At 41.4% G+C, this 24,392-nt stretch carries 24 protein-coding genes and 4 tRNA genes; 26 read left to right on the top strand and 2 right to left on the bottom strand.

Translation table 11 applies throughout. The features are described 5' to 3' along the window. Positions 1–474 precede the first annotated feature (474 nt). The 16 genes from galE (at position 475) to queC (ending at position 15,828) form a co-directional block, all read left to right on the top strand. Complete coding sequence (gene galE / locus BLV54_RS10410) at positions 475–1,494, top strand: UDP-glucose 4-epimerase GalE (protein ID WP_090571417.1); 1,020 nt, start codon at positions 475–477, stop codon at positions 1,492–1,494. 696 nt (positions 1,495–2,190) lie between these two features. Next, on the top strand, positions 2,191–3,564 hold the full coding sequence (glmU, locus tag BLV54_RS10405; protein ID WP_090571415.1) for a bifunctional UDP-N-acetylglucosamine diphosphorylase/glucosamine-1-phosphate N-acetyltransferase GlmU: 1,374 nt from the start codon (positions 2,191–2,193) through the stop codon (positions 3,562–3,564). A gap of 15 nt (positions 3,565–3,579) precedes the next feature. Then, positions 3,580–5,427 (top strand): glutamine--fructose-6-phosphate transaminase (isomerizing), encoded by a 1,848-nt coding sequence (glmS, locus tag BLV54_RS10400; RefSeq protein ID WP_090571413.1) that lies wholly within the window; start codon positions 3,580–3,582, stop codon positions 5,425–5,427. A 464-nt stretch (positions 5,428–5,891) separates the two neighbouring features. Further along, positions 5,892–6,617 carry a YebC/PmpR family DNA-binding transcriptional regulator gene (locus BLV54_RS10395; RefSeq protein ID WP_090571411.1) on the top strand — a complete coding sequence of 242 codons (726 nt, stop codon included), beginning with the start codon at positions 5,892–5,894 and terminating at the stop codon, positions 6,615–6,617. Positions 6,618–6,637: 20 nt separating this feature from the next. Further along, positions 6,638–7,153 carry a crossover junction endodeoxyribonuclease RuvC gene (gene ruvC, locus BLV54_RS10390; RefSeq protein WP_090571409.1) on the top strand — a complete coding sequence of 172 codons (516 nt, stop codon included), beginning with the start codon at positions 6,638–6,640 and terminating at the stop codon, positions 7,151–7,153. Continuing rightward, a complete protein-coding gene (ruvA, locus tag BLV54_RS10385) occupies positions 7,150–7,734 on the top strand; it encodes a Holliday junction branch migration protein RuvA (RefSeq protein ID WP_090571407.1) in 585 nt (194 codons plus the stop codon). Before ruvC ends, ruvA begins: the two co-directional genes overlap by 4 nt. A gap of 20 nt (positions 7,735–7,754) precedes the next feature. After that, positions 7,755–8,795 carry a Holliday junction branch migration DNA helicase RuvB gene (ruvB, locus tag BLV54_RS10380; protein ID WP_090571406.1) on the top strand — a complete coding sequence of 347 codons (1,041 nt, stop codon included), beginning with the start codon at positions 7,755–7,757 and terminating at the stop codon, positions 8,793–8,795. 37 nt (positions 8,796–8,832) lie between these two features. After that, positions 8,833–9,267 (top strand): tol-pal system-associated acyl-CoA thioesterase, encoded by a 435-nt coding sequence (gene ybgC / locus BLV54_RS10375; protein ID WP_090571425.1) that lies wholly within the window; start codon positions 8,833–8,835, stop codon positions 9,265–9,267. A 6-nt stretch (positions 9,268–9,273) separates the two neighbouring features. Beyond that, on the top strand, positions 9,274–9,957 hold the full coding sequence (tolQ, locus tag BLV54_RS10370; RefSeq protein ID WP_090571404.1) for a protein TolQ: 684 nt from the start codon (positions 9,274–9,276) through the stop codon (positions 9,955–9,957). A gap of 18 nt (positions 9,958–9,975) precedes the next feature. Then, complete coding sequence (gene tolR, locus BLV54_RS10365) at positions 9,976–10,392, top strand: protein TolR (RefSeq protein WP_176969742.1); 417 nt, start codon at positions 9,976–9,978, stop codon at positions 10,390–10,392. Positions 10,393–10,406: 14 nt separating this feature from the next. Next, a complete protein-coding gene (locus BLV54_RS10360) occupies positions 10,407–11,630 on the top strand; it encodes a cell envelope integrity TolA family protein (protein ID WP_090571402.1) in 1,224 nt (407 codons plus the stop codon). A 36-nt stretch (positions 11,631–11,666) separates the two neighbouring features. After that, on the top strand, positions 11,667–12,986 hold the full coding sequence (tolB, locus tag BLV54_RS10355) for a Tol-Pal system beta propeller repeat protein TolB (protein WP_090571400.1): 1,320 nt from the start codon (positions 11,667–11,669) through the stop codon (positions 12,984–12,986). Between the two features lie 16 nt (positions 12,987–13,002). Further along, positions 13,003–13,533, top strand: coding sequence for a peptidoglycan-associated lipoprotein Pal (pal, locus tag BLV54_RS10350; RefSeq protein ID WP_090571398.1), 531 nt, complete (start codon positions 13,003–13,005; stop codon positions 13,531–13,533). Between the two features lie 2 nt (positions 13,534–13,535). Then, entirely contained in the window at positions 13,536–14,357 is an 822-nt protein-coding gene (gene ybgF / locus BLV54_RS10345) for a tol-pal system protein YbgF (RefSeq protein ID WP_090571396.1), read from the top strand. Positions 14,358–14,438: 81 nt separating this feature from the next. Further along, positions 14,439–15,095, top strand: coding sequence for a 7-carboxy-7-deazaguanine synthase QueE (queE, locus tag BLV54_RS10340; protein WP_090571421.1), 657 nt, complete (start codon positions 14,439–14,441; stop codon positions 15,093–15,095). 55 nt (positions 15,096–15,150) lie between these two features. Then, a complete protein-coding gene (gene queC / locus BLV54_RS10335; protein WP_090571394.1) occupies positions 15,151–15,828 on the top strand; it encodes a 7-cyano-7-deazaguanine synthase QueC in 678 nt (225 codons plus the stop codon). Positions 15,829–15,922: 94 nt separating this feature from the next. Here the strand turns inward: queC and BLV54_RS10330 are convergent, their stop codons facing one another. After that, the gene (locus BLV54_RS10330; protein WP_090571392.1) at positions 15,923–16,282 is read right to left on the bottom strand and encodes a dihydroneopterin aldolase; all 360 of its coding nucleotides are present in this window, start codon (positions 16,280–16,282) and stop codon (positions 15,923–15,925) included. A gap of 115 nt (positions 16,283–16,397) precedes the next feature. Between BLV54_RS10330 and plsY the strand changes: the two genes are divergently transcribed. Continuing rightward, on the top strand, positions 16,398–17,003 hold the full coding sequence (gene plsY / locus BLV54_RS10325) for a glycerol-3-phosphate 1-O-acyltransferase PlsY (RefSeq protein WP_090571390.1): 606 nt from the start codon (positions 16,398–16,400) through the stop codon (positions 17,001–17,003). Positions 17,004–17,023: 20 nt separating this feature from the next. Here plsY and tsaD read toward each other — a convergent pair whose 3' ends face one another. Beyond that, positions 17,024–18,040, bottom strand: coding sequence for a tRNA (adenosine(37)-N6)-threonylcarbamoyltransferase complex transferase subunit TsaD (gene tsaD / locus BLV54_RS10320; protein ID WP_090571388.1), 1,017 nt, complete (start codon positions 18,038–18,040; stop codon positions 17,024–17,026). A gap of 252 nt (positions 18,041–18,292) precedes the next feature. Here tsaD and rpsU point away from each other — a divergent pair, with 252 nt between their 5' ends. The 9 genes from rpsU to BLV54_RS10275 form a co-directional block, all read left to right on the top strand. Beyond that, on the top strand, positions 18,293–18,505 hold the full coding sequence (gene rpsU, locus BLV54_RS10315; RefSeq protein WP_046848865.1) for a 30S ribosomal protein S21: 213 nt from the start codon (positions 18,293–18,295) through the stop codon (positions 18,503–18,505). A 43-nt stretch (positions 18,506–18,548) separates the two neighbouring features. Further along, positions 18,549–18,995: a GatB/YqeY domain-containing protein gene (locus tag BLV54_RS10310; protein WP_090571386.1), complete on the top strand. Its 447-nt coding sequence runs from the start codon at positions 18,549–18,551 to the stop codon at positions 18,993–18,995. Between the two features lie 104 nt (positions 18,996–19,099). Continuing rightward, positions 19,100–20,896, top strand: coding sequence for a DNA primase (gene dnaG, locus BLV54_RS10305; RefSeq protein WP_090571384.1), 1,797 nt, complete (start codon positions 19,100–19,102; stop codon positions 20,894–20,896). A 525-nt stretch (positions 20,897–21,421) separates the two neighbouring features. Beyond that, entirely contained in the window at positions 21,422–23,302 is a 1,881-nt protein-coding gene (rpoD, locus tag BLV54_RS10300; protein WP_256329381.1) for an RNA polymerase sigma factor RpoD, read from the top strand. A 200-nt stretch (positions 23,303–23,502) separates the two neighbouring features. Beyond that, positions 23,503–23,579 (top strand) — tRNA-Ile (locus BLV54_RS10295). A gap of 300 nt (positions 23,580–23,879) precedes the next feature. Continuing rightward, positions 23,880–23,964 (top strand) — tRNA-Tyr (locus BLV54_RS10290). 89 nt (positions 23,965–24,053) lie between these two features. Further along, positions 24,054–24,127 (top strand) — tRNA-Gly (locus tag BLV54_RS10285). A 39-nt stretch (positions 24,128–24,166) separates the two neighbouring features. Next, a tRNA-Thr gene (locus BLV54_RS10280) sits at positions 24,167–24,241 on the top strand. 57 nt (positions 24,242–24,298) lie between these two features. Next, positions 24,299–24,392, top strand: a 94-nt coding sequence (locus BLV54_RS10275) for a GTP-binding protein (protein ID WP_090570040.1), incomplete at its 3' end; no start/stop codon positions are given.

The following is a 24,392-nucleotide window of genomic DNA, read 5'->3' as shown; positions in this document are numbered from 1 at the left end:
GCTTACACGTTCCGCGAGAAGAAACCTTCACTTAATATCAGATTCACTCAAGCTCTTCCACTTGTAGGGTTGTGATTCTTATGTCGAACTCACGTTACCTAGATTTCTAGGTTGATCGCTCATTCTGGGGTTAATATTATGAATATAATGACTTTTCCTTAAATTTCATTTTTACCTTCTGAGCGTTTTCGCTCTGGGATGGGTTGCGCCTTATCCTGCACTTTCAAAACCACACACTCCATCCCGCCCAACTAAAAAATCTAGGTTTAAAGTTGATTCGTACAATAGGCTTGAGTTATTCGGTTGAACATGCTGCATGATACTTTCACCTTGAGTCTCTTAGCTTCTCAGTAAGATGAGATTGACTTACCGATAGCCTATTCTTCTGATGATCCCAACGCTATAATTTGCTTTGGACAAGAATGAAAATGAGATTAAACTGAAAATTGTTTAGAGGCATATAAATATAACATTATGAATATTCTCGTCACAGGGGGCGCAGGCTATATTGGTAGCCACACCATTATCGAACTGATAAACAATGGACACGATGTCATAATCATTGATAATTTATCAAATAGTAGTAAAGAAGCGGTTACTCGAACAGAGAAAATTGTTGGTAAAGCGCTCACGTTTTACGAAAAAGATGTACGAGACAAGCAAGCACTTGAGGAAATATTTTCAAAACATCAAATAGACGGTGTTATTCATTTTGCAGGCCTTAAAGCAGTTGGCGAATCGGTCAAAGTACCACTTAAGTATTACAATAACAACCTTATTTCTACAGTCTCTCTATTAGAGATTATGGAATCTCATGATGTAAAGCAACTGGTTTTCAGTTCATCAGCTACCGTCTATGGCGATCCAGCAAGCGTACCGATCAAAGAATCTGCCACCCTTCCCGCAAAGGTTACCAATTCCTATGGCCAAACAAAGCTTATTATCGAAACAATGCTCATGGATCTTGTGATAACTAATAACGACTGGCAAATTACCGCACTGCGCTATTTTAATCCAATTGGTGCACATAAATCTGGAACGATCGGTGAAGACCCAAGCGATATACCAAACAACCTTATGCCCTATGTTAGCCAGGTTGCAGTTGGCAAGCTCAAGGAGCTCTCTGTATTTGGCAATGATTATCCTACCCGCGACGGTACAGGCGTACGAGACTACATTCATGTTGCCGATCTTGCAAAAGCACACGAGGCAGCTCTTAGCATACCTGCTACACCGAACAAGTACCGCGCAATAAATATAGGTACTGGTAAAGGCACAAGCGTGCTTGAGCTTGTAAATGCGTTTGAACATGCAAGTGGCGTAAAAATACCCTATAAAATTGCTGATCGACGCCTGGGTGATATTGCAGCATGTTATGCTGACTCAAGCCTGGCGCAATCTATATTAGGCTGGCAAGCCCAGAAAACTATTGAAGATGCCTGTGCAGATTCATGGCGCTGGCAAAGTGCTAACCCTAACGGGTATAAGGGATAATTTTGTAAGACTATGTTATCGAATTGTGTTAAGCGGTTGATATCTATGCCAAATATAAAATCCAATGAATCAAGCAATGAGTGGGCTTTCAGAGTATGAATGCGTAAACACTGCTCATGATAGATAGTTGCTTTTAATTCAAATTGTTGATCTCTAATTTCTAGTTAATTCGATAAAAGCTAAAGCAACAAGGACGTAGCCCCTGCGACGATCTTTCTCACATACGACTGAAGAAGATGTTTGACAGTGCCATGCGCTGTAGCGGCTGAGAAGATTGACTGGCATCTAGGGAAAAGTGGTGTTATAGGAAGAATATTTTTGACACGAACTGCCGATTAACTCTAGCTAGATGACGGGATTTCATATTCATATTGGAGAAGAAGGCTGTTCAGCTCGCGGTGTGGCAGTGATTGCTACGCAGGCAAGGTGCCAATTGTCGTTGCTCTGGAATATCGGTTAAAAAGGAGAGGCGCTGGCGCTGATCGTCCTGGTAGCGAAATTGCTAGCAGAACAATATAGAGAAACTCCAGGGATTGTTGCTCCACAAGTCCGTGATCCCAAGCCGTTCTTGAGGCAGCTGCGTATTTCGAAAGTCAAGGCCTAATCTATCAATAAGTCAGAGTCAACTAGATAGTAGTGCTAATCAATGTGAATTTGCAGAAAATGTAAGCAAAATTTTGAGAGGAACATGCAGTTGTGACTAATCTAAATATAGTTATCTTGGCCGCTGGAATTGGTAAAAGAATGCAATCATCACAGCCTAAAGTATTGCATGTATTGGCTGGAAAACCTTTATTAGAGCACGTACTTGATGTTGCCAGAGCGCTATTACCTAAAAAAATCTGTGTAGTTTATGGGCATGGTGGTGAAAGGGTGCCGAGGGTTATCAATGACAATGAAATTATTTGGGCGAAGCAGGAAGTTCAGCTGGGTACTGGTCATGCTTTATTGCAGACCTTACCATACCTGGATGCTGAGGGAGTAACACTTGTATTGTTAGGTGATGTGCCTCTAATAAAAGTTGATACGCTGGAGAGACTGATCGCAAAAGCCGTCGAAAACAATCTTATCTTATTGACAACAGAATTAGACGCACCTTTTGGCTATGGAAGAATTATCAGAAATCAAGCAACAGGTACGATTCAAGCCATTGTCGAGGAAAAGGATGCCAGTGAGTCACAGCTTGAAATCCGGGAAATCAATACAGGTATTATGGTATTGCCCAATTCACTTATACATGAGTTTTTGCCGAAGCTGCAAAATAAGAATTCTCAAGGTGAATACTATCTTACTGATATTGTTGCGATGGCCGTTGAAGCAGGTATTGAGGTAGATTCTGCTCATCCAGTTCATAGCTGGGAAGTACTGGGAGTTAATAGTAAAGCGCATTTAGCTAAGCTAGAACGTATTGCGCAGTATGAACATGCAAATAATCTTCTGAAGCAAGGTGTGATGATCTTGGATCCTTCCCGAATTGATATACGGGGACAGCTTATTTGTGGTAACAACGTTGAAATAGATATCAATTGTATTTTTGAGGGGATTGTGCAACTTGGTGATGACGTTAAAATTGGGGCACATTGCATTTTACGGGATGTCGCTATTTCTTCAGGAACGACAATTTTTCCGTTTAGCTTGATAGAAAGTGCGGAGATAGGAAAAAGTTGTCACGTGGGACCTTATTCGCGTATCCGTCCAGGAACTAGGCTTTCTGATGAATCCCATATTGGTAATTTTGTCGAGGTAAAAAATAGTAGTATTGGCATGGGTAGCAAAGCAAATCACCTTAGTTACATAGGTGATGCGATAATTGGTACAAAGGTTAATATTGGTGCTGGAACGATAACTTGTAATTATGATGGTGCTTTTAAGCATCAGACTATTATTGAGGATGATGTATTTGTTGGTTCAGCTACGCAACTGGTAGCTCCGGTAAGAGTAGCGAGAGGTTCTACCATTGGTGCAGGTTCTACAATTACCCGTGATACTCCTGAAGATCAATTAACGCTGTCTCGTTCAAAACAAGTCAGTATTACTGGCTGGAAACGGCCTCAAAAAAACAAAACATAGCGTGAAAGGGATTTTATGTGCGGAATAATGGGAGCTATCGCTAAACACGACGTAGTGCCGGTTTTACTAGAAGGTTTGTCAAGACTCGAATATCGGGGCTACGATTCTGCAGGGATCGTTGTTGCAAATGAAAAATTGCACAGATTGCGTACTACCGAGCGCGTGGCTGAACTAGGTAAACTTGTTCATACTCACAAAACACAAGGATTTACTGGTATTGCCCATACGCGGTGGGCAACTCATGGCGAACCTGGTGAGCGTAACGCGCATCCACATTTTTCAGGGAATGAAAAGAAAATCGCTGTTGTCCATAATGGAATTATCGAAAACTATGAGGCAATACGCCAACGCCTGCAATCTGAGGGATTTGAGTTTTTTTCGGACACCGATACTGAAGTAGTCGCTCACCTTATCTCATTGAATCTCAAGAGAACAGATGACTTGCTTGAGGCAGTATGTTTATCTATCGCAGAATTAGATGGCGCCTATGCTATCGCTGTAATAGAAGAAACACGACCGGATCATATTGTAGTTGCCCGGAATGGCGCGCCATTATTGCTAGGGATAGGAACAGAGGGAAACTATGTTGCATCGGATGCTTTCGCATTAGTCCAAGTGACGCGGCGCATGATTTATCTAGAAGAGGGAGACGTAGCAGAATTATATCGTGATGGCTATCGCATATTGAATTGTGTTAGTAGTTCCAGAGGTAAAGAGGTGATCCGTCCTGTTCAAGAGAGTAATTTTACTCGTGATGCAGTGGAGTTGGGCCCATACACGCACTTCATGCAGAAGGAAATATTTGAGCAACCAATAGCAGTCGCTAATACATTGGAAATGGTATTAAATGCCCATTCCATTTCTCCACAATTGTTCGGTAATGAAGCTGAGGAAGTTTTTAGGCATATCAATGGTATTTTGATATTGGCCTGCGGTACAAGCTATCATGCTGGCCTCGTTGCCAAATATTGGTTGGAGACCATGGCAGGATTACCGTGTAGTGTAGAGATTGCGAGTGAATATCGTTATCGTGATCCGATTGCAGATGCTAATACGCTTGTTATAGGGATCTCCCAGTCGGGTGAGACGGCAGATACACTGGCTGCAATTAATTATGCTAAATCACTGGGACACCAGAAAAGTTTGGCTATTTGTAATGTTCCTGAGAGTGCATTAATACGCCAGACAGATCTCTGTTTTCTTACGCGTGCAGGACCTGAAATAGGCGTGGCTTCTACCAAGGCATTTACAACTCAATTGGCTGCATTGATGCTATTGACTGTGACATTAGCCAAGCTCCGTAATAAATTTTTTGACAAGTTTGAGCAAAAAATGATTGCAGCATTGCGGCATTTGCCTACTGCTATCCAGCTTGCGCTGCAGATCGAGCAGCAAGTGATGGATTGGGCTGCTAAGTTCTTTCAAAAACGTCATGCATTGTTCCTTGGGCGTGGAGTGCATTATCCTATTGCTTTAGAAGGTGCACTCAAACTCAAGGAAATCTCCTATATCCATGCAGAAGGTTATGCTGCTGGTGAGCTTAAACATGGTCCGCTTGCTCTGGTTGATAAGGACATGCCCGTGATTGCCATTGCACCTAATGATGCATTATTGGAGAAGCTTAAATCGAATCTACAGGAAGTTCGAGCACGGGGTGGGGAACTATATGTTTTTGCTGATGCTGATTCACAAATTCAGGAGAGTGAGGGAGTGCATATTATCCGATTAACGGAGCATGCGGGAATGTTAAGTCCTATCCTGCATACTATCCCTCTCCAATTACTGGCTTATCATGTTGCCTTGCAGAAAGGCACTGATGTAGATAAACCGAGAAATTTAGCAAAGGCAGTAACAGTTGAATAGTTGATGGAGAAAATTTCTTTAGCGATCATCGCATCTTGGGTTATTTTATACTTTTAAAATGAAAGAAACCATGAGATGGACGCAAAGAAAAAAGAGAATGATTTTTACTAATCTATTGCTAAGGGAATTTTTAATACAGTAAATAGAGAATAGATGGTTCTCTGTATCTACCTTATACCATTGGATATTTAACAAACATAGATTAGTTATAATTATTGAAACAACTTGCAGGATTGAGCAATTACAATTTGATGTATTTTTATAATTGGGTTGATTAGCAATAACCTTTCAAACTGCTTATATATTCTAGTATTCTGGCCTCTGATATAAAATTTAGAAATATTTGTAATTCTACTTTTCGAAAATATCTTTTAATGCAGATCAAGCTTGTTTAAACCGTGATTGCTTTATTCATAGGGTATGGGATGATAGGATTGTATACTTTTCAATAAGAAGGGAAATCAATGGCAGGTCACAGCAAGTGGGCTAATATTAAACACAAAAAGGCTGCCCAGGATGCCAAGCGTGGCAAAATTTTTACTCGGCTGATCAAGGAAATAACTATTGCAGCTCGGTTAGGGGGAGCTGACCCAGGGAGCAATCCTCGCTTACGGCTCGCTATTGACAAGGCATATGAGCACAATATGCCTAAAGACAACATCGAACGCGCGATAAAGCGTGGATGTGGCGATCTGGAAGGGGTGAATTATGAAGAAATCCGTTACGAAGGTTATGGAGTGGCTGGTGCTGCAATCATGGTAGATTGCATGACAGATAATCGGACGCGGACTGTTGCTGATGTGCGTCATGCCTTCACCAAATATGGCGGTAATTTAGGTACCGACGGCTCAGTTTCATTTCTGTTTAAGCATTGTGGCCAATTGGTTTTTGCACCCGGAACGGATGAAGAGCGTTTAATAGAAGTGGCACTGGAAGCAGGAGCTGAAGATGTTATTAGTAATGAAGATAATAGTATGGAAGTTATTACTGCACCTTATGAATTCATTACAGTTAAAGCTGAACTGGAAAAAGCTGGCTTTAAAGCTGACCTTGCTGAAGTCACTATGAAACCGACAAACGAGACTGTGTTGACTGGGGATGATGCGGTCAGAATGCAGAAACTATTAGATGCGTTAGAAAATATTGATGATGTACAGGAGGTTTATACTACTGCAGTCCTTGTTGAGTAATTTGGAGGGAAGGTGAGGAAATTCGTATTCTTGGTATAGATCCCGGTTTGAATATTACTGGCTTTGGGATAATCGATAAAATTGGCTGCAAATTGACTTATGTGAGCAGCGGCTGTATCAAAACATCCTCAGACAATAAGTTACCACCCCGTTTGAAGTTGATTCTTGACGGTCTTAACCACATTATTCTGCAGCATGCTCCCGAACATGTCGCAATAGAACAAGTTTTTGTTAACATTAATCCAAAATCAACTTTATTACTTGGACAAGCACGTGGTGTAGCAATTTCTGCTGCTGTGCTTAATAATCTTGAAGTATCTGAATATACTGCACTGCAGATCAAACAGGCCGTAGTTGGTAAGGGACATGCCAGAAAAGAGCAAGTCCAGGAGATGGTTGTAAGATTATTAAGGCTGGAAGGAAAACCCGGTATCGATGCGTCTGATGCGCTTGCTTGCGCGATTTGTCATGCTCATGGTGGAGTGGGTACACTTGCGAGCATATATCACCATTTAAAGAACGGAAGAGTGGTGTGATAGGAAAAATAACAGGTGTATTGTTTGAAAAACGCCCTCCCCTAGTAATGGTAGACGTACAAGGAATTGGCTATGAAATCGATGTTCCAATGAGTACGTTCTATCATCTCCCTGCGATTGGAGAAGCTGTGACCCTCTATACCCAATTTATCGTCAGGGAGGATGCTCATTTATTGTTTGGATTTGGTACTGAGGCTGAGCGTTTTGTTTTCCGTCAGCTAATGAAAATCTCTGGTGTGGGTGCAAGAACGGCTTTGGCTCTATTGTCCGGATTAAGTGTGTCAGATATACATCAAGTAGTAGCCACCCAAGATACTGTACGACTTACCAGAATTCCAGGAATAGGAAAAAAAACTGCTGAACGTTTACTTTTAGAGTTGCGGGACAAACTTGATTTTGATACAAACAATTTTGATGCAGTAGCCGTTTCCGCAGGAAGTGATAGTGACATACTGAATGCGTTGCGCTCGCTGGGCTATAATGACCGAGAAGTGGATTGGGCAGTCAGACAATTACCCAGCAATATCACTGTTTCAGATGGCATCAAACAAGCATTAAAGCTCCTTTCAAAAGGAAAATAGTGCATTTTCTGGATAGTCGAATGATTGAGACAGATCGAATTATTGCTACAACATCGTTTTCTTCTCAAGAAGAAGTATTAGAGCGCGCCTTACGCCCCAGGCAGCTTGAGGAATATGTTGGCCAAGAAAAGATTCGAGAGCAACTACAAATATTCATCGAAGCAGCACGACGACGAAGGGAGCCTTTAGATCACGTATTGTTGTTTGGTCCTCCGGGTTTGGGTAAAACGACATTGGCGCATATCATTGCTAGAGAAATGAGTGTTAATTTGCGCCAAACATCGGGTCCAGTATTGGAGAGATCAGGTGATTTAGCCGCTTTGCTAACTAATCTTGAGCCTAATGACGTACTGTTTATCGATGAGATTCATCGACTCGCGCCGGTAGTCGAGGAGATTCTTTATCCTGCACTGGAAGACTATCAGCTTGATATCATGATTGGGGAAGGACCAGCTGCTCGCTCAGTTAAGATTGATTTACCGCCTTTTACGCTGGTAGGGGCTACTACCCGTGCAGGAATGCTGACAAATCCGCTAAGAGATCGTTTTGGTATTGTGTCACGGTTGGAGTTTTATACCGCCGATGAGTTAAGTAAAATCGTAATGCGTTCAGCAGGGTTGCTGAATGTCAAAATCTCTTTTGAAGGTGCAAAGGAAATTGCGTGTCGATCACGTGGTACACCCCGTATTGCGAACCGGTTGTTACGAAGAGTTCGAGATTTTGCTGAAATCAAGGCTGAAGGACATGTTACGCAACCCGTGGCAGATGCAGCTCTAAAGATGCTGGATGTGGATGCGATAGGGCTTGATATATTAGATAGAAAGCTATTACTGGCTATTCTGGAAAAATTTGAAGGTGGCCCAGTAGGTATAGATAATCTTGCCGCAGCAATCAATGAAGAGCGTGACACAATTGAAGATGTTTTGGAGCCCTATTTAATTCAGCAAGGATTCTTGAAACGTACACCGCGCGGCCGTATGGCAACAGCCATTACTTATCAGCATTTTAATGTCATTCCTCCGAAGAATAGTCTAATGGATGATCTATGGAGTGAATGTTGAAATATTGATAAAAAATTTTGTAAACAATAGATTAAAAATGAGCTTCGAACATCAAACACAATTTGCTTTATCGGATCATATCTTTTCCTATCCAGTGCGCGTTTATTATCAGGACACCGATACAGGGGGAGTTGTCTATCATGCGAATTATCTTAATTTTATGGAACGCGCCCGCTACGAATGGTTGCGAGAAATGGGGTTTTCGGTTGATACATTAATTCGAGCGCATAAAACGATTTTTATGGTGCGGTCACTTAATATAGAGTATTTCAAGCCAGCGCTTCTCGATGATTTGCTGCATGTTACAGTTCAAGTAACAGAGATAGGTAGAAGCCGCATCACATTATTTCAACAAGTATTGCGAGATCAGGTCATGTTGGTCAGTGCAATTATTCATGTGGTATGTGTTGGTGTGGAAAGTCTCAAGCCAGTGAGTGTACCTACGCCGCTTCGTCAAAAAATCGAGAAATAAATTATTATGAATACAACTGTAACTCAAGATTTATCATTTTTTCACCTTGTTAGCAGCGCTAGCTTGCCTGTACAACTGGTAATGCTGCTTTTATTGATTGCGTCATTGCTATCATGGTGGTTTATTTTTCGTAAGATGTTTGCGATTAGATTGGCGATTAAACAAAGTGACGAGTTTGAGAATACTTTTTGGAGAGGAGTAGATCTTAACGCGCTTTACCACCGAGCAGCAGGTGCGCGTGACATGGCAGGTAGCATGGAGCGTATTTTTGAAGCAGGGTTTCGTGAATTTACCAAGCATCAAGCCGGTATGGATATTGGTGCGATGATGGATAGTACACGGGGTGCAATGCGTGCTGCCTATCAACGTGAAATGGACAGACTGGAATCCCATCTGTCTTTTCTAGCTACTGTAGGATCAGTAAGTCCCTATGTTGGCTTGTTTGGTACGGTCTGGGGTATTATGAATTCATTTCGTGAATTATCCAATTTAACCCAGGCGACCATTGCGAATGTTGCGCCAGGTATTGCAGAAGCGCTAATAGCAACGGCAATGGGTTTGTTTGCGGCGATTCCTGCGGTTATTGCCTATAATCGTTATGCAAGTGATACGAGTCAATTAGCAACACGCTATGAGAGTTTTATGGAAGAGCTATCGAATGTGTTGCAACGGCGAGCAGCAAAATTATAAGAGGATTGTAGCCATCCCATGATAAATCGTCGTACTAAACGTCGTCTAATGAACGAAATCAATGTCGTGCCGTATATTGATGTAATGTTGGTGTTGTTGGTTATTTTCATGATTACAGCCCCACTTATTCATCCTGGTCAAATTGAACTCCCTCAAATCGGCAAATCGTCGACAGCCCCAGTTGAACCTTTGGAAGTTATTATTGCTGCGGATGGTAGCCTGACATTACGTGACCGTAGCAAAATGGGTAGCGAGCAGAAAATGAGTCGTAGCGAACTTGTAAAGGCGATCAAAAATAAACAGGCACAAAATACTGAACAACCTGTCGTGATTGCAGCCGATAAAAATGTTCGCTATGAAGAAGTGATTAATGTCATGGATATATTACAGCAAGAACAAGTCAATAAGGTTGGGCTGCTTACAAAACCCAGATAAGAACGTAAGTGACGATGAATGTGACTGCTTGGCGAGATGCTTCCTATCCAGAACCTGGATTATTTCGGGCTGCAGTACTAGCTTTGCTAGTGCATATTATTTTTTTTGCATTCATGGTTTTTGGCTTAAGCTGGAAAAATAATCCGCCTGAAAGGATGGTTGTTGATTTGTGGAGTGATTTACCACAGCCAATTAAGCCTGCTCCTGTTAGAGAAACACCGCCGCGACCTGAGCCAGTGCAACAAACACCAGCCAAAGTGAAATCTGAGCCAGTGAAAGAGACTCTTTCTAAACCTAAATCAGTCAAGGCAGATGTTCCGTCGCCACCCCAAAAATCGGTTACTGAGATCAAGGAAAAAACGGTAAAACCTCAACCTGCAAAGGAAGTCACAAAGCAGCCTGAGCCAGTGAAAGAGACGCCGCCTAAACCTGAACCAGTTAAGGCGGATGTTCCGTCGCCGCCCCAAAAACCAGCTATTGAGATCAAGGAAAAAACGGTAAAACCTCAGCCTGCAAAGGAAGCTACGAAGCAGCCTGAGCCAGTGAAAGAGACTCCTCCTAAACCCGAATCAGTCAAGGCAGATGCTCCGTCGCCGCCTCAAAAACCGGCTACTGAGATCAAGGAAAAAACGGTAAAACCTCAGCCTACAAAGGAAGCTACGAAGCAGCCTGAGCCAGTGAAAGAGGCTCCTCCTAAACCTGAACCAATCAAGGAGAAGATAGCAAAACTAGAGGCTGCTAAGGAAACAACGAAAAAAACTGATCTGGAGAAAGAGAAGCAGCTCAAGGAGCAGCAACAAGCTGAAGAAATCAAGCAGCAGCAACGACGTGAACAAGAGAAAGAGAAGCAGCTCAAGGAACAGCAACAGGCTGAAGAAATCAAGCAGCAACAACGACGTGAACAAGAAGCCATTGCACAGAAAGCTGCTGCGGAGAAAACCAAGCAAATGGATGAAATAGCTAAATATAAGGCAATGATTCAAGCAAAAATCAGAAGTCGTATTGTCATGCCGCCCAATCTGCCCGGCAATCCAGTGGTTGAATACAGAGTGACACTCTTACCAGGAGGGGAGGTATTAAACGTAGTGTTACGCAGAACCAGTGGTTATCCTGCATTTGATGAAGCGGTGGAAAGAGCTATCTTTTTATCCACACCATTACCTATACCGCCAGATTCAACGTTATTCAGAGAATTTCGTGATTTTAATCTCACAGTACATTATCGTGAATCGTTTTGATTTTTACAGAACGCAATTTTTTTGAGAGTTGCTGCTATGCAAAATTACTTACATCGTGCTCCCTTTTATGCACTTATTTTATTGTTATCGATTATGCATGCGCCGCTAAATGCTGCACTTAATATCGAAATATTTGGTGGAGGTGCAACCAGAATTCCTATTACTATTGTTCCGTTTTCTGCTGAATCAAGACTTCCGCAGAGTATAACCACAGTAGTAGCAGCTGATTTGGAGCGCACAGGTTTATTTAGACTGGTTGATTCATTGGGTCATACACCTCATGAACCGGAAGAGATTGCTTATGCGGATTGGCAGAGTCGAGGAGCAAGTGCGCTCGTGATAGGCAATACGACAATTCTACCCGATGGACGGATTGAGGTACGCTTTCGCTTGATGGATGTTGCAAAGCAGGCCCAGTTAACTGGATTTGCAAGTACGGTTTCGGCCGATCAGCTACGCGCTGTCGCCCATCGTATTGCTGATATCGTTTATGAAGCATTGACTGGCGATATTGGGGTATTTAGCACTCGTATTGCTTATGTATTGAAACAGGGCAATAAATATGCTCTGCAGGTAGCTGATTCTGATGGCCATAATGCTCAATCTGTAATCGAATATACCGAGCCCATTATTTCCCCTGCATGGTCACCCGATGGTAGTAAACTTGCTTATGTCTCATTTGAAAACAAAAAGCCTGTTGTTTATGTCCAGACACTGTCGACGCGTGAGCGGAAAGCTGTCGCTAATTTTAAGGGTAGTAATAGTGCGCCAGCTTGGTCTCCCGATGGAAGTAAGCTAGCTGTGGTATTGACTATGCATGGTGGATCACAAATATTTTTGATTAATGCAGATGGAAGTGGATTACAAAGACTTTCTCAAAGTTCAGGAATTGATACGGAACCAAGTTTCTCGCCGGATGGCCGATCGATTATTTTTACTTCTGATCGGGGAGGTAGTCCACAAATATACCGAATGGCGATAACAGGAAATCAAGCTGGTACAGCTGAACGCCTAACATTTGAAGGAAGCTACAACGTAAGCCCGCGTTATAGCCCCGATGGAAAAAGTTTTGCTTACATTCATCGTCATGGTGGCAGATTTAATGTTGTCGTACAAGATTTTGCTAGGCGACAAGTACAAATACTAACCGATTCAAAATTTGATGAGTCTCCTAGCTTTGCTCCTAATGGCAAGATGATTTTATATGCTACCGAAATAGGCGAGCGTGGTATATTATCCGCCGTTTCGAGCGATGGACAAACAAAACAACGTCTTACCTCACAAACTGGTGATATCAGAGAACCAGTTTGGGGTCCTTTGTTGAAATCGCAGCGTACAGGCAATTTTATTAATTAATTTTATAAGGTAAAAAATGAAAAAATTTTTGAGTGTGTTGATAATCTGTTTATTATCAGCGTGCGCAAGCAAAACTACACAGCCTACAAGTGAGTTGGAGGACCGAACTATGGGTGGTGGCGGGATGGGTGCGGGTGCACAAGAGGGTATGGGAGCGGGGGCGGGGGCGGGTGGGTTTGGCATGAATCCATTACGAGATCCATCTAACATTCTTTCTCGGCGGAGTGTTTATTTCGACTTTGATAGCTATACAATAAAAAACGAATACAGAGATTTGGTGCTGGCACATGCTAGGTATCTACGGGATAACTCAAATGCCAGGGTATTGCTACAGGGTAATACCGATGAACGTGGAAGCCGTGAGTATAATCTTGCGCTTGGTCAGCGCCGGGCGGATAGCGTAAAGAATGCTATGCTGCTTTCGGGCGCTCGTGATCATCAGATCGAGGCAGTAAGCTTAGGTGAGGAAAAGCCTCGTGCTGCAGGTCGTGATGAGTCTTCATGGATTGAGAACCGTCGGGCTGATATTCTTTATCAAGGGGAATAATAATGTTGATACGTGCTTCTATCCTATTGTTTTTGTTTAGTTATAATGTAAGTTTCGCGGGACTATTTGATGACGCACAGGCCCGTGAGCAAATAGAAATGTTACAAAAACAAGTGCAAGAGATGGATGCGCGTATTGTCAGCATGGAGGAAGCCCTTAAAAATCAGGCGATATTAGAGCTTTATACCCAGATCGAAGCGTTTAAAATTGAGCTTGGAAAACTGCATGGGCAAATTGAAATACTGAATGAAGAAAATAAGCTTTTGAAAAAACAGCAGAAGGATTTTTATCTAGATTTGGATAACCGATTGAAGCAGGTAGAGCCAGCATCTCGCGATACCTCGATTAGCTTGGGCTCTCCACCAGAGACAACAGTTACAACGGTTCCTTCTACCACGCCAGCGAGTGGAACAAGTAGTGTAGCGCAACCTAAAAACCAGCCTACAGACCTATCAGAGCGCGATGCTTATAACGCAAGCTATAATTTGTTCAAAGAAGGTGATTATTCGGGAGCGATCACTCAGTTTGAGAATTTTCTTACACGTTATCCTGCTTCTAATTTAGCACCGGGAGCTGCTTATTGGATTGGTAATGCTTATTATGCATTACGTGATTTTAGTTCTGCCATCAGGGCCCAGCAAAAACTAATCGAGAATTATCCGAATAGTGGAAAGGCACCTGATGCCATGCTTAATATTGCGAGTTGTCAAATAGAAATGACTGAGGTTGCCGCAGCCAAAACAACATTGCAAAACTTAATCACAAAATATCCCAATAGTGAAGCAGCTGAAAAAGCTAGACGACGTCTTGCTAACTTAAAATAAGATTTAACAATGAAAGAGGCAGCTGTTAAAGCTGTCTCTAAAGATGTAATGCATTTCCCTTCTGTGCTACGACAACATCCTATGCAAGAAACCGAAGCAGAAGTATTGCGTATAAGTGAGATATTTTATTCTGTACAAGGAGAAACCAGTCGCATTGGTTTGCCGACAGTGTTTATTCGCTTGACTGGCTGCCCGTTACGGTGTGGATATTGTGATACTGAGTACGCATTCTCAGGGGGCAAGAATATGTCAATCGCCGATGTACTGAATGAAGCTTCAAGTTATGCATCTCGTTATATTACGGTTACTGGAGGTGAGCCACTGGCGCAGAAAGCTTGTCTGACACTGTTAACAGTATTATGTGATACAGGCTATTCAGTATCGATTGAAACGGGCGGCGCACTTGATATATCCAAAGTGGATAAAAGAGTTTCCAAGATCGTTGATATTAAGACACCTGGGTCAGGAGAGGTCGCGAAGAATCGTTGGTCTAATATCGATTATTTAACTGACCAAGATGAATTGAAGTTTGTTTTATGTGACGAAGCAGATTATCGATGGGCAGTTGATATATTTTACGAACGATGTCTCGATCAGGTTTGTCCGGTATTATTTTCGCCGGTATATGGTCAACTCGACCCAACCAAGCTTGCTGAATGGATATTAAAGGATCGTTTACCGGTTAGATTACAGCTTCAACTTCATAAAATACTCTGGGGAGAGGTAGCAGGGCGGTGAAGATTCAGCAAATACATTTCTGAGAGCTATTCTTCCTTTGACAATATACGGTTTTATGAGAAAAGCTATCGTACTTTTATCGGGTGGCCTGGATTCTGCAACGACACTTGCTATTGCTCGCGACAAAGGATTTGAATGTTATGCGTTAAGTATTGATTATGGACAACGTCATCCATCAGAGTTAGCAGCAGCACTGAAGATCGGCCAATCCATGGGTGTACAGGCACATCAAACTATAAGCGTTAATTTGAGCGTATTGGGAGGATCTGCTCTTACTGATAAATCTATTGCGGTTCCTACTGAAGGGATAATCACAGGTATTCCTGTCACTTACGTTCCCGCCAGAAATACGATCATGCTTTCTTTAGCTTTAGCCTGGGCTGAAGTGCTCGAAAGTCACGATATATTTATCGGTGTTAATGCTATCGATTATTCTGGCTATCCAGATTGTCGGACAGATTATATTGAAGCCTTCGAGAAAATGTCGAACCTTGCAACCAAAACTGCTAGAGAGGGGAATAAGCTGACGCTGCATGCGCCACTTCTTAATCTTTCTAAGAAAGAAATTATTTGTTTAGGGGTAGAACTAGGGATTGATTATGCTGTGACTGTATCATGTTATCAGGCTGATGAAAGTGGCTTTGCTTGTGGTCTATGTGATGCCTGTCGCATACGCAAGGCAGGATTTTTGGCAGCAGAAATTCCTGATCCGACGCGATATAGAATATGTTAAAGATTTGGGCAAGCATCGTTTAAAGTTACCTTGAGATCAAGAGAATTGCTGCTGACCAAATAGAATAAATTGGATATACGGGTAGCAAGATAGGCTAGGAGGGCAATGATTTTCGTTCAATACACACACCAAGCTTTTTTATCCCTTGAATAATGCCGAGTTTAGCGACACTTACTTTCACCCAAGGAGAATTAAACTCTGTCAAAATAATTTGAGCAATATGCTCAGCTAATGCCTCAAGTAAAGAGAATTGCTTGGTAGCTAAAGTATCATTGATGCGCTTGGTAATTAGAGAATAATCCAGCGCATCTTCAAGATTGTCAGTAAAACAAGCGCGATTGGTTGGGAGGGCAATTTCAAGGTTAAGCTCGATTGTTTGAGCAATCTTTTTTTCCCATGGATAAATTCCAATCAGCGTTTTAACTTTGAAGTCGTGAAGAAAGATGATATCCATTATTAGGATTTAAATATGATCTATAACCTTGGTTGGATAAATTAAAGAAATATTTTTATGTGTTGTTATAGCAATTCTAGTCTATTTATAAAAGGGGCGCTATTTTGGTGATGATATGGAAATAGGACTATTGTTGTTAACAGCTTATTTACTGGGCTCAATTTCATTTGCGGTTGTAGCAAGTTGGTTATTTGAATTGCCTGATCCGAGAACATATGGCTCGAAAAATCCCGGCGCAACAAATGTGTTGCGTAGCGGCAAGAAAATAGCGGCAGTTTTGACATTATTGGGTGATGCTGGCAAAGGGTGGCTGGCAGTGATACTTGCTAAATATTTTTCACAAGCTTGGGAGCTGGGAAGCGAAGCAGTTGCTGGTGTTGCATTAGCTGTTTTTCTTGGTCATTTGTTTCCAATTTTTCTTGGTTTTAAAGGTGGCAAAGGGGTGGCAACATCGGCAGGGGTGCTACTCGGCTTGGATCCTTTGTTAGGGTTATTGGTAATATTTACCTGGATTTTAGTTGCAATGGTTTGGCGTATCTCTTCTTTGTCTGCACTAGTTGCTGCATTGCTTGCACCAATTTATGCGTATATTTTGCTTGGCCTCGAAATAAATGTATGGGCCATTACTACTATTTCGCTGCTACTTCTTTGGCGGCATAAACCAAATATCATCAATTTGGCTGCAGGTAGAGAAGCACGCATTGGGGAAGAAAGCAAATAGTGATTTGAAATCGAAAATTCTTACAACATCTCTAGATCCCATCTGGCTCTTACCGTGAAGCTGCTCATAGTTTGTTGGTAGTTGATCTCTTGTTGTTGTAAACGCATTGCTCCAGCAAAAGCGATCATCGCACCATTGTCAGTACAGAATTCAAATTCTGGAAAATATACAGTTGCGCCTATGTCGGTTGTTTCACGAATGAGCCTTTTACGTAATTGGATATTTGCCCCTACTCCACCAGCTACGACTAGTTGACTAAGACCACTCTGCATAAGAGCGGACAAAGATTTTTCTGCTAGGATGTCTATAACTGCTTCCTGAAAAGCAAGTGCAATGTCCGCACAGGTCTGGGATGTAATATCATGATTTTTTATTAAAGTTGATACAGCAGTTTTTAATCCGCTGAAACTAAAGTTAAAGTCTCCGCTATACCGCATAGGGCGAGGAAGTTTGAAACGACCCGATTGACCTTGTTCGGCAAGTTCAGCAAGTGCTCGTCCACCGGGGTAGTCTAGCCCAAGAAGTTTTGCTGTTTTGTCAAAAGCTTCACCTGCCGCATCATCTACTGTTTCACCAAGCAATATATATTGTCCTATGCCATTTACCTTTATTAACTGAGTGTGACCACCAGAAACGAGGAGTGCCACGAAAGGAAATGAGGGGGAAGGTGTCGATAATAGAGGAGACAGAAGATGGCCTTCAAGATGATGAATATTCAGTACTGGAATTTCGAGGGCGAATGCTAGTGCGGAACCGATACATGCACCTACTAATAATGCTCCTGCCAGACCAGGCCCTTGAGTGTAGGCAATAGCGTCAACTTCCTTCAAGCAAATATTTGCTTCTTTCAAGGCCTGTTTGATAAGCGGGACTACACGGCGAATATGGTCGCGTGAGGCAAGTTCTGGTACAACTCCGCCATACTCATTATGTATTTCAATTTGTGAATATAGCGTGTGACTTAATAAACCATGTTCTGTGTGATAAAGGGCAATACCTGTTTCATCACACGATGTTTCAATACCAAGTACAATCATTTTAAGTGTCAATAGAAACTATATTGAATCTCTTCGTGTCCAATTTTAAACCTTTTGGCTAGAGAGGGGGCAACAGAAAGTGGTGAATGGGAAAACACAGATAATGTTAACTTGATATCTGGTTGATTGCGTCCAAAAGCTTTTCTTACTGCATGCTTTTATAAAGAAAATAATAATGTTATATTTGTAAGCTTTTGCAGAATTATTAACATTCAATAGAAATAGAAGGAGACCGAAAGGGATTACTGTTTTATGACCACTGTTAAAGTTAAAGAAAACGAACCATTTGAAGTTGCCATGCGTCGTTTTAAACGATCGGTTGAGAAAACTGGATTACTTACAGAATTGCGCGCGCGCGAATTTTATGAGAAGCCAACTGCAGAACGTAAACGTAAGCATGCAGCAGCTGTTAAGCGTACCTATAAACGTTTGCGCAGTCAATTACTCCCGAAAAAACTTTATTAGTCAATCAAGAGTTCGTAAGACAAACTTGTTAGGCTGCTCTGTTATGAATTTGAGGCAGAAAATCACAGAAGACATGAAGGCTGCCATGCGCGCCGGGGACTCAAAAAAGCGTGATGCTATTCGGCTACTGCAGGCAGCTATTAAACAGCGAGAAGTTGATGAGCGCATCGAATTAGCTGATACAGCTATCATTGCAGTAGTTGAGAAAATGCTTAAACAGCGTAGAGATTCGATCGCGCAATATGAAGCCGCGCACCGACAAGATTTGGCTGATGCCGAAAAATACGAAGTGGATGTGCTGCTTGCTTATATGCCCCAAATGATGAGTGAAGCTGAAGTCGATAATATAGTGAACGAAGTTATTGCTATGGTTGGGGATGCAGGGCAGCAGCAGATGGGGAAGATTATGGCTTTATTAAAGCCTAAATTGACTGGATGTGCAGATATGACTCAAGTAGCAGCGTTGGTAAAGAAAAAAATTTCTTCTTAATTTTATTAGATGAGCATTTATTCTTAGTATATTTGTTTGAGATAGTAGTCAAGAGTTTATTAACTTTATTGATAATCAGCTAACATATTGGCGTACTTTAATAAATGATTCCTCAATCGTTTATTCAAGAGTTGCTCAATCGCATAGATATAGCGGATGTAATTGGGCGTTATGTGCCACTCAGGAAAGTTGGTGGCAATTTTAGCGCGTGCTGTCCGTTTCATAATGAAAAAACCCCGTCATTTACAGTCAGTCCAACAAAACAGTTCTACCATTGTTTTGGTTGTGGAAAGCATGGTAATGCCATCAATTTTCTGATTGAGCATAACGGAATGAGTTTTGTTGATGCGGTTGAGAATTTGGCTGCCTCTGCTGGAATGCAAGTTCCAGCTCAACAAGTTGTAACTTATTCTCGAGTATCTGAATCTCATTTATCTTCTACCAAAAAAGAAGACGCGCAAGATAAAGCGGGGGGGTCTGTACAACACATGGCTGAATCGATGAAAATTGCAGCTCAATACTATCGTAGTCAACTTAAGAATGCTGAACATGCGATTGCTTATTTGAAAAAGCGCGGTTTAACGGGAGAAATAGCTGTTCGTTTTGGAATTGGTTATGCGCCGGCTAACCGACAGAATCTTGCTTCTGTATTTTCTGATTATTCGTTAAAGCAATCAGAAAATGTGTTGGTGAAAGTGGGCTTGGTGATACGTGGCGATGATGGTAAACATTATGACCGATTCCGTGATCGCATTATGTTCCCAATTTTCGACCAGAAAGGCAGGATAATTGGCTTTGGTGGGAGGGTATTAGATACTGGAGAGCCAAAGTATTTGAATTCTCCCGAGACGCCCTTATTTATAAAGGGGCGTGAACTTTATAATTTGTTTGCAGCCGGCAAAGCAATTCGTCAATCAGGACGAGCTTTGGTGGTAGAAGGGTATATGGACGTAGTCATGCTTGCACAACATGGTATCGATTATGCGATTGCTACGCTTGGTACTGCCACTACGCCTTTTCATATCCAGAAGCTTTTGCGCCAAACAGATAAAATCATTTTTTGTTTCGATGGTGACAGAGCGGGAAGGAAAGCAGCTTGGCGTGCGCTCGAAAATAGTTTGGCACAATTACGGGATGGAAAAGATATAAGTTTTCTGTTTCTGCCAGAGAATGAAGATCCTGACAGTTATGTTCGTAAGTATGGTAAAGAATCATTCGAAGCACTTTTTGATCAGGCGCTACCTCTATCAGAGTTTTTTTATAGTGAATTATCTGCACGTGTAAATCTGCAAACCAGCGAAGGGCGCGCTAGTTTGGTGCAACATGCACGACCATTATTGGCTCAAATAGGAGGCGCTCCAGTTTTTGCTCTTATGCTGATAAAGCGATTATCACAACTCACTTCTATTAACCAAAACGAATTAGAGAGATTGTTGCAAATTAAGCGAAAAGATTCTTTTTCTCAGCCTAATCTGAAGCGACCACAACCAGCAACACCTTGTCGTAAGTTAATCCAGTTAATCCTGCATGATCCAGTATATGTCGAGAAGCTAGATAAAGATATGCTGGCAGGATATGGTGTACAAAATGAAGAAAAGACGCTATTGATAGACTTAGTAGATTTTTTAAATACTTTATCACCGCAAGACTTAAAAGATGCAACATTGTCATCGATTAAGGCATGTTTCTGTGATAACCCATGCTATGAATTGCTAGAAAAAATAGAGAAAGAAATAAATATGTGGGAAGAGGGTGTGGATATTGAGGCGGAGTTTACAGGAATATTGTTGCGATTGGGGGAAATCCATCGCAAACAAAGAATGGCTATGCTGCATAGTAAACCTCTAAACTTGCTTACCTTGGAAGAGAAGCGAGAATTGCAGCAATTAGCTGTTTCTTAAAGAAAATTATTATCAAATTCTTTATGGGAAGAAACGAAATACAGAATCTGGATATTAATTGCTTAATAAGCATCTAAATAGTTATTATATTTTGAACTTTTCATTGATTAAGGGAACAAAAAATTTAAAAAAGCTGCGGTATGATAAATTTTTGATATACTCAAAAGATTTAGAATTTATTTGTCCATATTATCTAAATTTCAATAAATTTAGAATACTAGTCAGCGGTGACTAAGAAAATGAGAAAAGCTAATAACTTGGCAAGCAGTAGTCCTTAAATAGAAAAATAGGCCTTGTTGCTAAAACTAGTAGATGTACATAGATAAGGTAACAAAAATAAAGGTTGAATCTTTTTGCAGTTATGACTGCTAGGACACTTGAAATATGGGTACAAAGCAATTAACACAAGAAACAGATACAGAAAATCCGATTATTGCTAATCAGTCGGAATTAACCAAGATAAAATCAGCGAAAATGAAAGCATCAAAGAAAATTAAAGCATCGAATAATGACCATGTAGAAGAAATGGTTGAGGAAACCTTGTCATCTGCGCCTCAAGATATCGAGGCAAGAAAGATGCGACTTAAGAAATTGATTGTTCAGGGTAAGGAACGTGGTTATTTGACTTATGCTGAAATTAATGATCACCTGCCTGATGATATGCTAGATGCTGAACAAATTGAAGGTGTCATTAGCATGATCAATGATATGGGGATTTCTGTTCATGATGAGGCGCCAGATGCAGAAGCATTATTAATGTCTGATACAGCGACTGCTGTAACTGATGAGGATGTAGTAGAAGAGGCTGAGGCAGCGCTTTCTAGTGTCGATTCGGAATTTGGTCGTACTACTGATCCAGTGCGCATGTATATGCGTGAGATGGGTTCTGTAGAGTTATTAACACGTGAAAGTGAAATAGAAATAGCAAAACGTATTGAAGATGGTTTAAGGCATATGATACAGGCTATTTCTGCATGTCCAACGATTATTGCAGATATTCTAGATTTGGCAGCCGAGGTTGAGAATGATCAGTTGCGTGTTGATGAATTGGTTGATGGATTGCTTGATGATGATGCTCAAGGAATCCTAAATGAAGAAATGTCTGATGAGTCGCTTGAACAGGATTTTGTGTCTGATGACATGGAAGATGAGGACGGAGTTGCGGTAGCTAGCGCCAGTCTGATTAAGTTAAAAAGTGATGTATTAGAGCGTTTTGTAGAGATTCGCAAAGCCTATAACGAAATGCAAAAAATAATCGAAAAAAATGGCTCGCGAGAGGACAAAAAATATAAGGCTCTTCAGGAAAAAATTTCATCCGAACTCATGGCTATGAGATTCTCAGCCAAGATGGTAGAAAGATTATGTGATTCACAACGCGATCTTGTTAATGAAATTCGCAGCTGCGAGCGGAAAATTATGGATCTGTGTGTCATTAAAGCAAATATGCCACGAAATTATTTTATCAAAGTTTTTCCTGGGAATGAGACCAATCTAGATTGGACTAAGTCAGAAGTTGAGTCTAATAAGCCTTGTAGTCAGTCATTAAAGCATTTCATGCCTGCTATTATGGAGCAGCAACAATGTATGCTTTCTCTGCAAGAACTAGCCAAAATTCCTATCAAGGAACTGAAAGAGATCAATCGCAGAATGACCACTGGCGAGGCAAAAGCACGGCGTGCAAAACGTGAAATGACAGAAGCTAATTTGCGATTGGTGATTTCGATTGCTAAAAAATATACTAATCGTGGGTTGCAATTTTTAGATCTCATCCAAGAAGGTAATATTGGTTTGATGAAGGCTGTAGATAAATTTGAATATCGACGTGGTTACAAGTTTTCTACTTATGCAACGTGGTGGATACGTCAGGCAATAACACGTTCTATTGCCGACCAGGCTCGTACAATTCGAATTCCTGTTCATATGATTGAAACAATTAATAAAATGAATCGTATCTCGCGTCAGATTCTGCAAGAAACTGGGCAAGAGCCAGAGCCAGCATTGCTAGCCCAAAAGATGGAGATGCCCGAAGAGAAAATTAGAAAAATTCTCAAGATTTCTAAAGAGCCAATCTCGATGGAAACACCAATTGGTGATGATGAAGATTCCCATCTGGGTGATTTTATAGAAGATTCATCTACTGTAGCGCCGGCTGATGCTGCTGTTTATGCTAGTTTGCGCAACGCTACTAAGGATGTGCTAGATTCTCTCACGCCGCGAGAGGCGAAAGTCTTGCGAATGCGTTTTGGTATTGAAATGAATACTGATCATACCTTGGAAGAGGTTGGAAAACAGTTTGATGTGACTCGTGAACGTATCCGTCAAATAGAAGCAAAGGCATTGAGAAAATTGCGCCATCCGGCTCGTTCCGATCGCCTACGTAGCTTTTTAGATACAGGTAACTCATAATTTACTATCGCGCTACATGAGATATAATATTAGCATTCAAAATTCTTGAATTGCTAATATACCAATTTGTGAATTGGCAGATATGAAAGTACAGTCGGTTTCACAAAAAGTGCTATGCTATAGAGCACAAATTAATTATCCTGCGATAGAGAACGGATTGTGCGTATAGTGTATTTTCTTAGTAAGTTGGTAGTTCGTATGGGTCTGTAGCTCAGTTGGTTAGAGCAGGGGACTCATAATCCCTTGGTCGTAGGTTCAAGTCCTACCAGACCCACCAATGAAAATGGAGAGTTGCAAATCTTAATATGCAACTCTTTTTTATTATTAGAACAAATGCAGTCAATTTGAAAAACGGATTTTTAGATTGATTCTTTATAAGATTTTGATGTTCGTCCTGGCTCTGTTGTTCTGCATAAAAATTGATGGGGATGCTCCAAGGATAATAATCACAAAATATTAAATTAATTCATTCCGATTCTCCGTTGGGTTCAACATCGACAGAAATTAAACTTGCATAGGAATAATAATGAATTTATTGACTTAGAGCTATAATACATCGATAATGCTAGATTAATTTGGAGGGGTTCCCGAGCGGTCAAAGGGATCAGACTGTAAATCTGACGGCTCTGCCTTCGAAGGTTCGAATCCTTCCCCCTCCACCACATTTTTAATTACCGAAAGAACAGTTAGAGTACGGGCAAATCAGCACTTAGCCATAAATTATAGGGGTGGGTAGGTTTTTCTAGAGTGTGCGGGTGTAGCTCAATGGTAGAGCAGAAGCCTTCCAAGCTTACGACGAGGGTTCGATTCCCTTCACCCGCTCCAAATGGGGTAAAAGAAATACGAGTAAGGTAAATATAGCTTGCCCATGTAGCTCAGTGGTAGAGCACTCCCTTGGTAAGGGAGAGGTCGCCAGTCCAATTCTGGCCATGGGCACCATAGTCATGGTTATGGTGCTGTTGTAAAATGAAGTAATTTTGATGATGAGGATATAGCATGGCGAAGAGTAAATTTGAGCGATTGAAGCCGCATGTAAACGTTGGCACAATAGGTCATGTGGATCATGGCAAAACGACATTGACCGCGGCTA

Origin of the sequence: Nitrosomonas sp. Nm33 (assembly GCF_900107265.1) — a bacterium.
Classification (GTDB): domain Bacteria; phylum Pseudomonadota; class Gammaproteobacteria; order Burkholderiales; family Nitrosomonadaceae; genus Nitrosomonas.
Note: the sequence above shows the minus strand (reverse complement) of the source record. Positions and strands in the feature narration are given on the sequence as shown.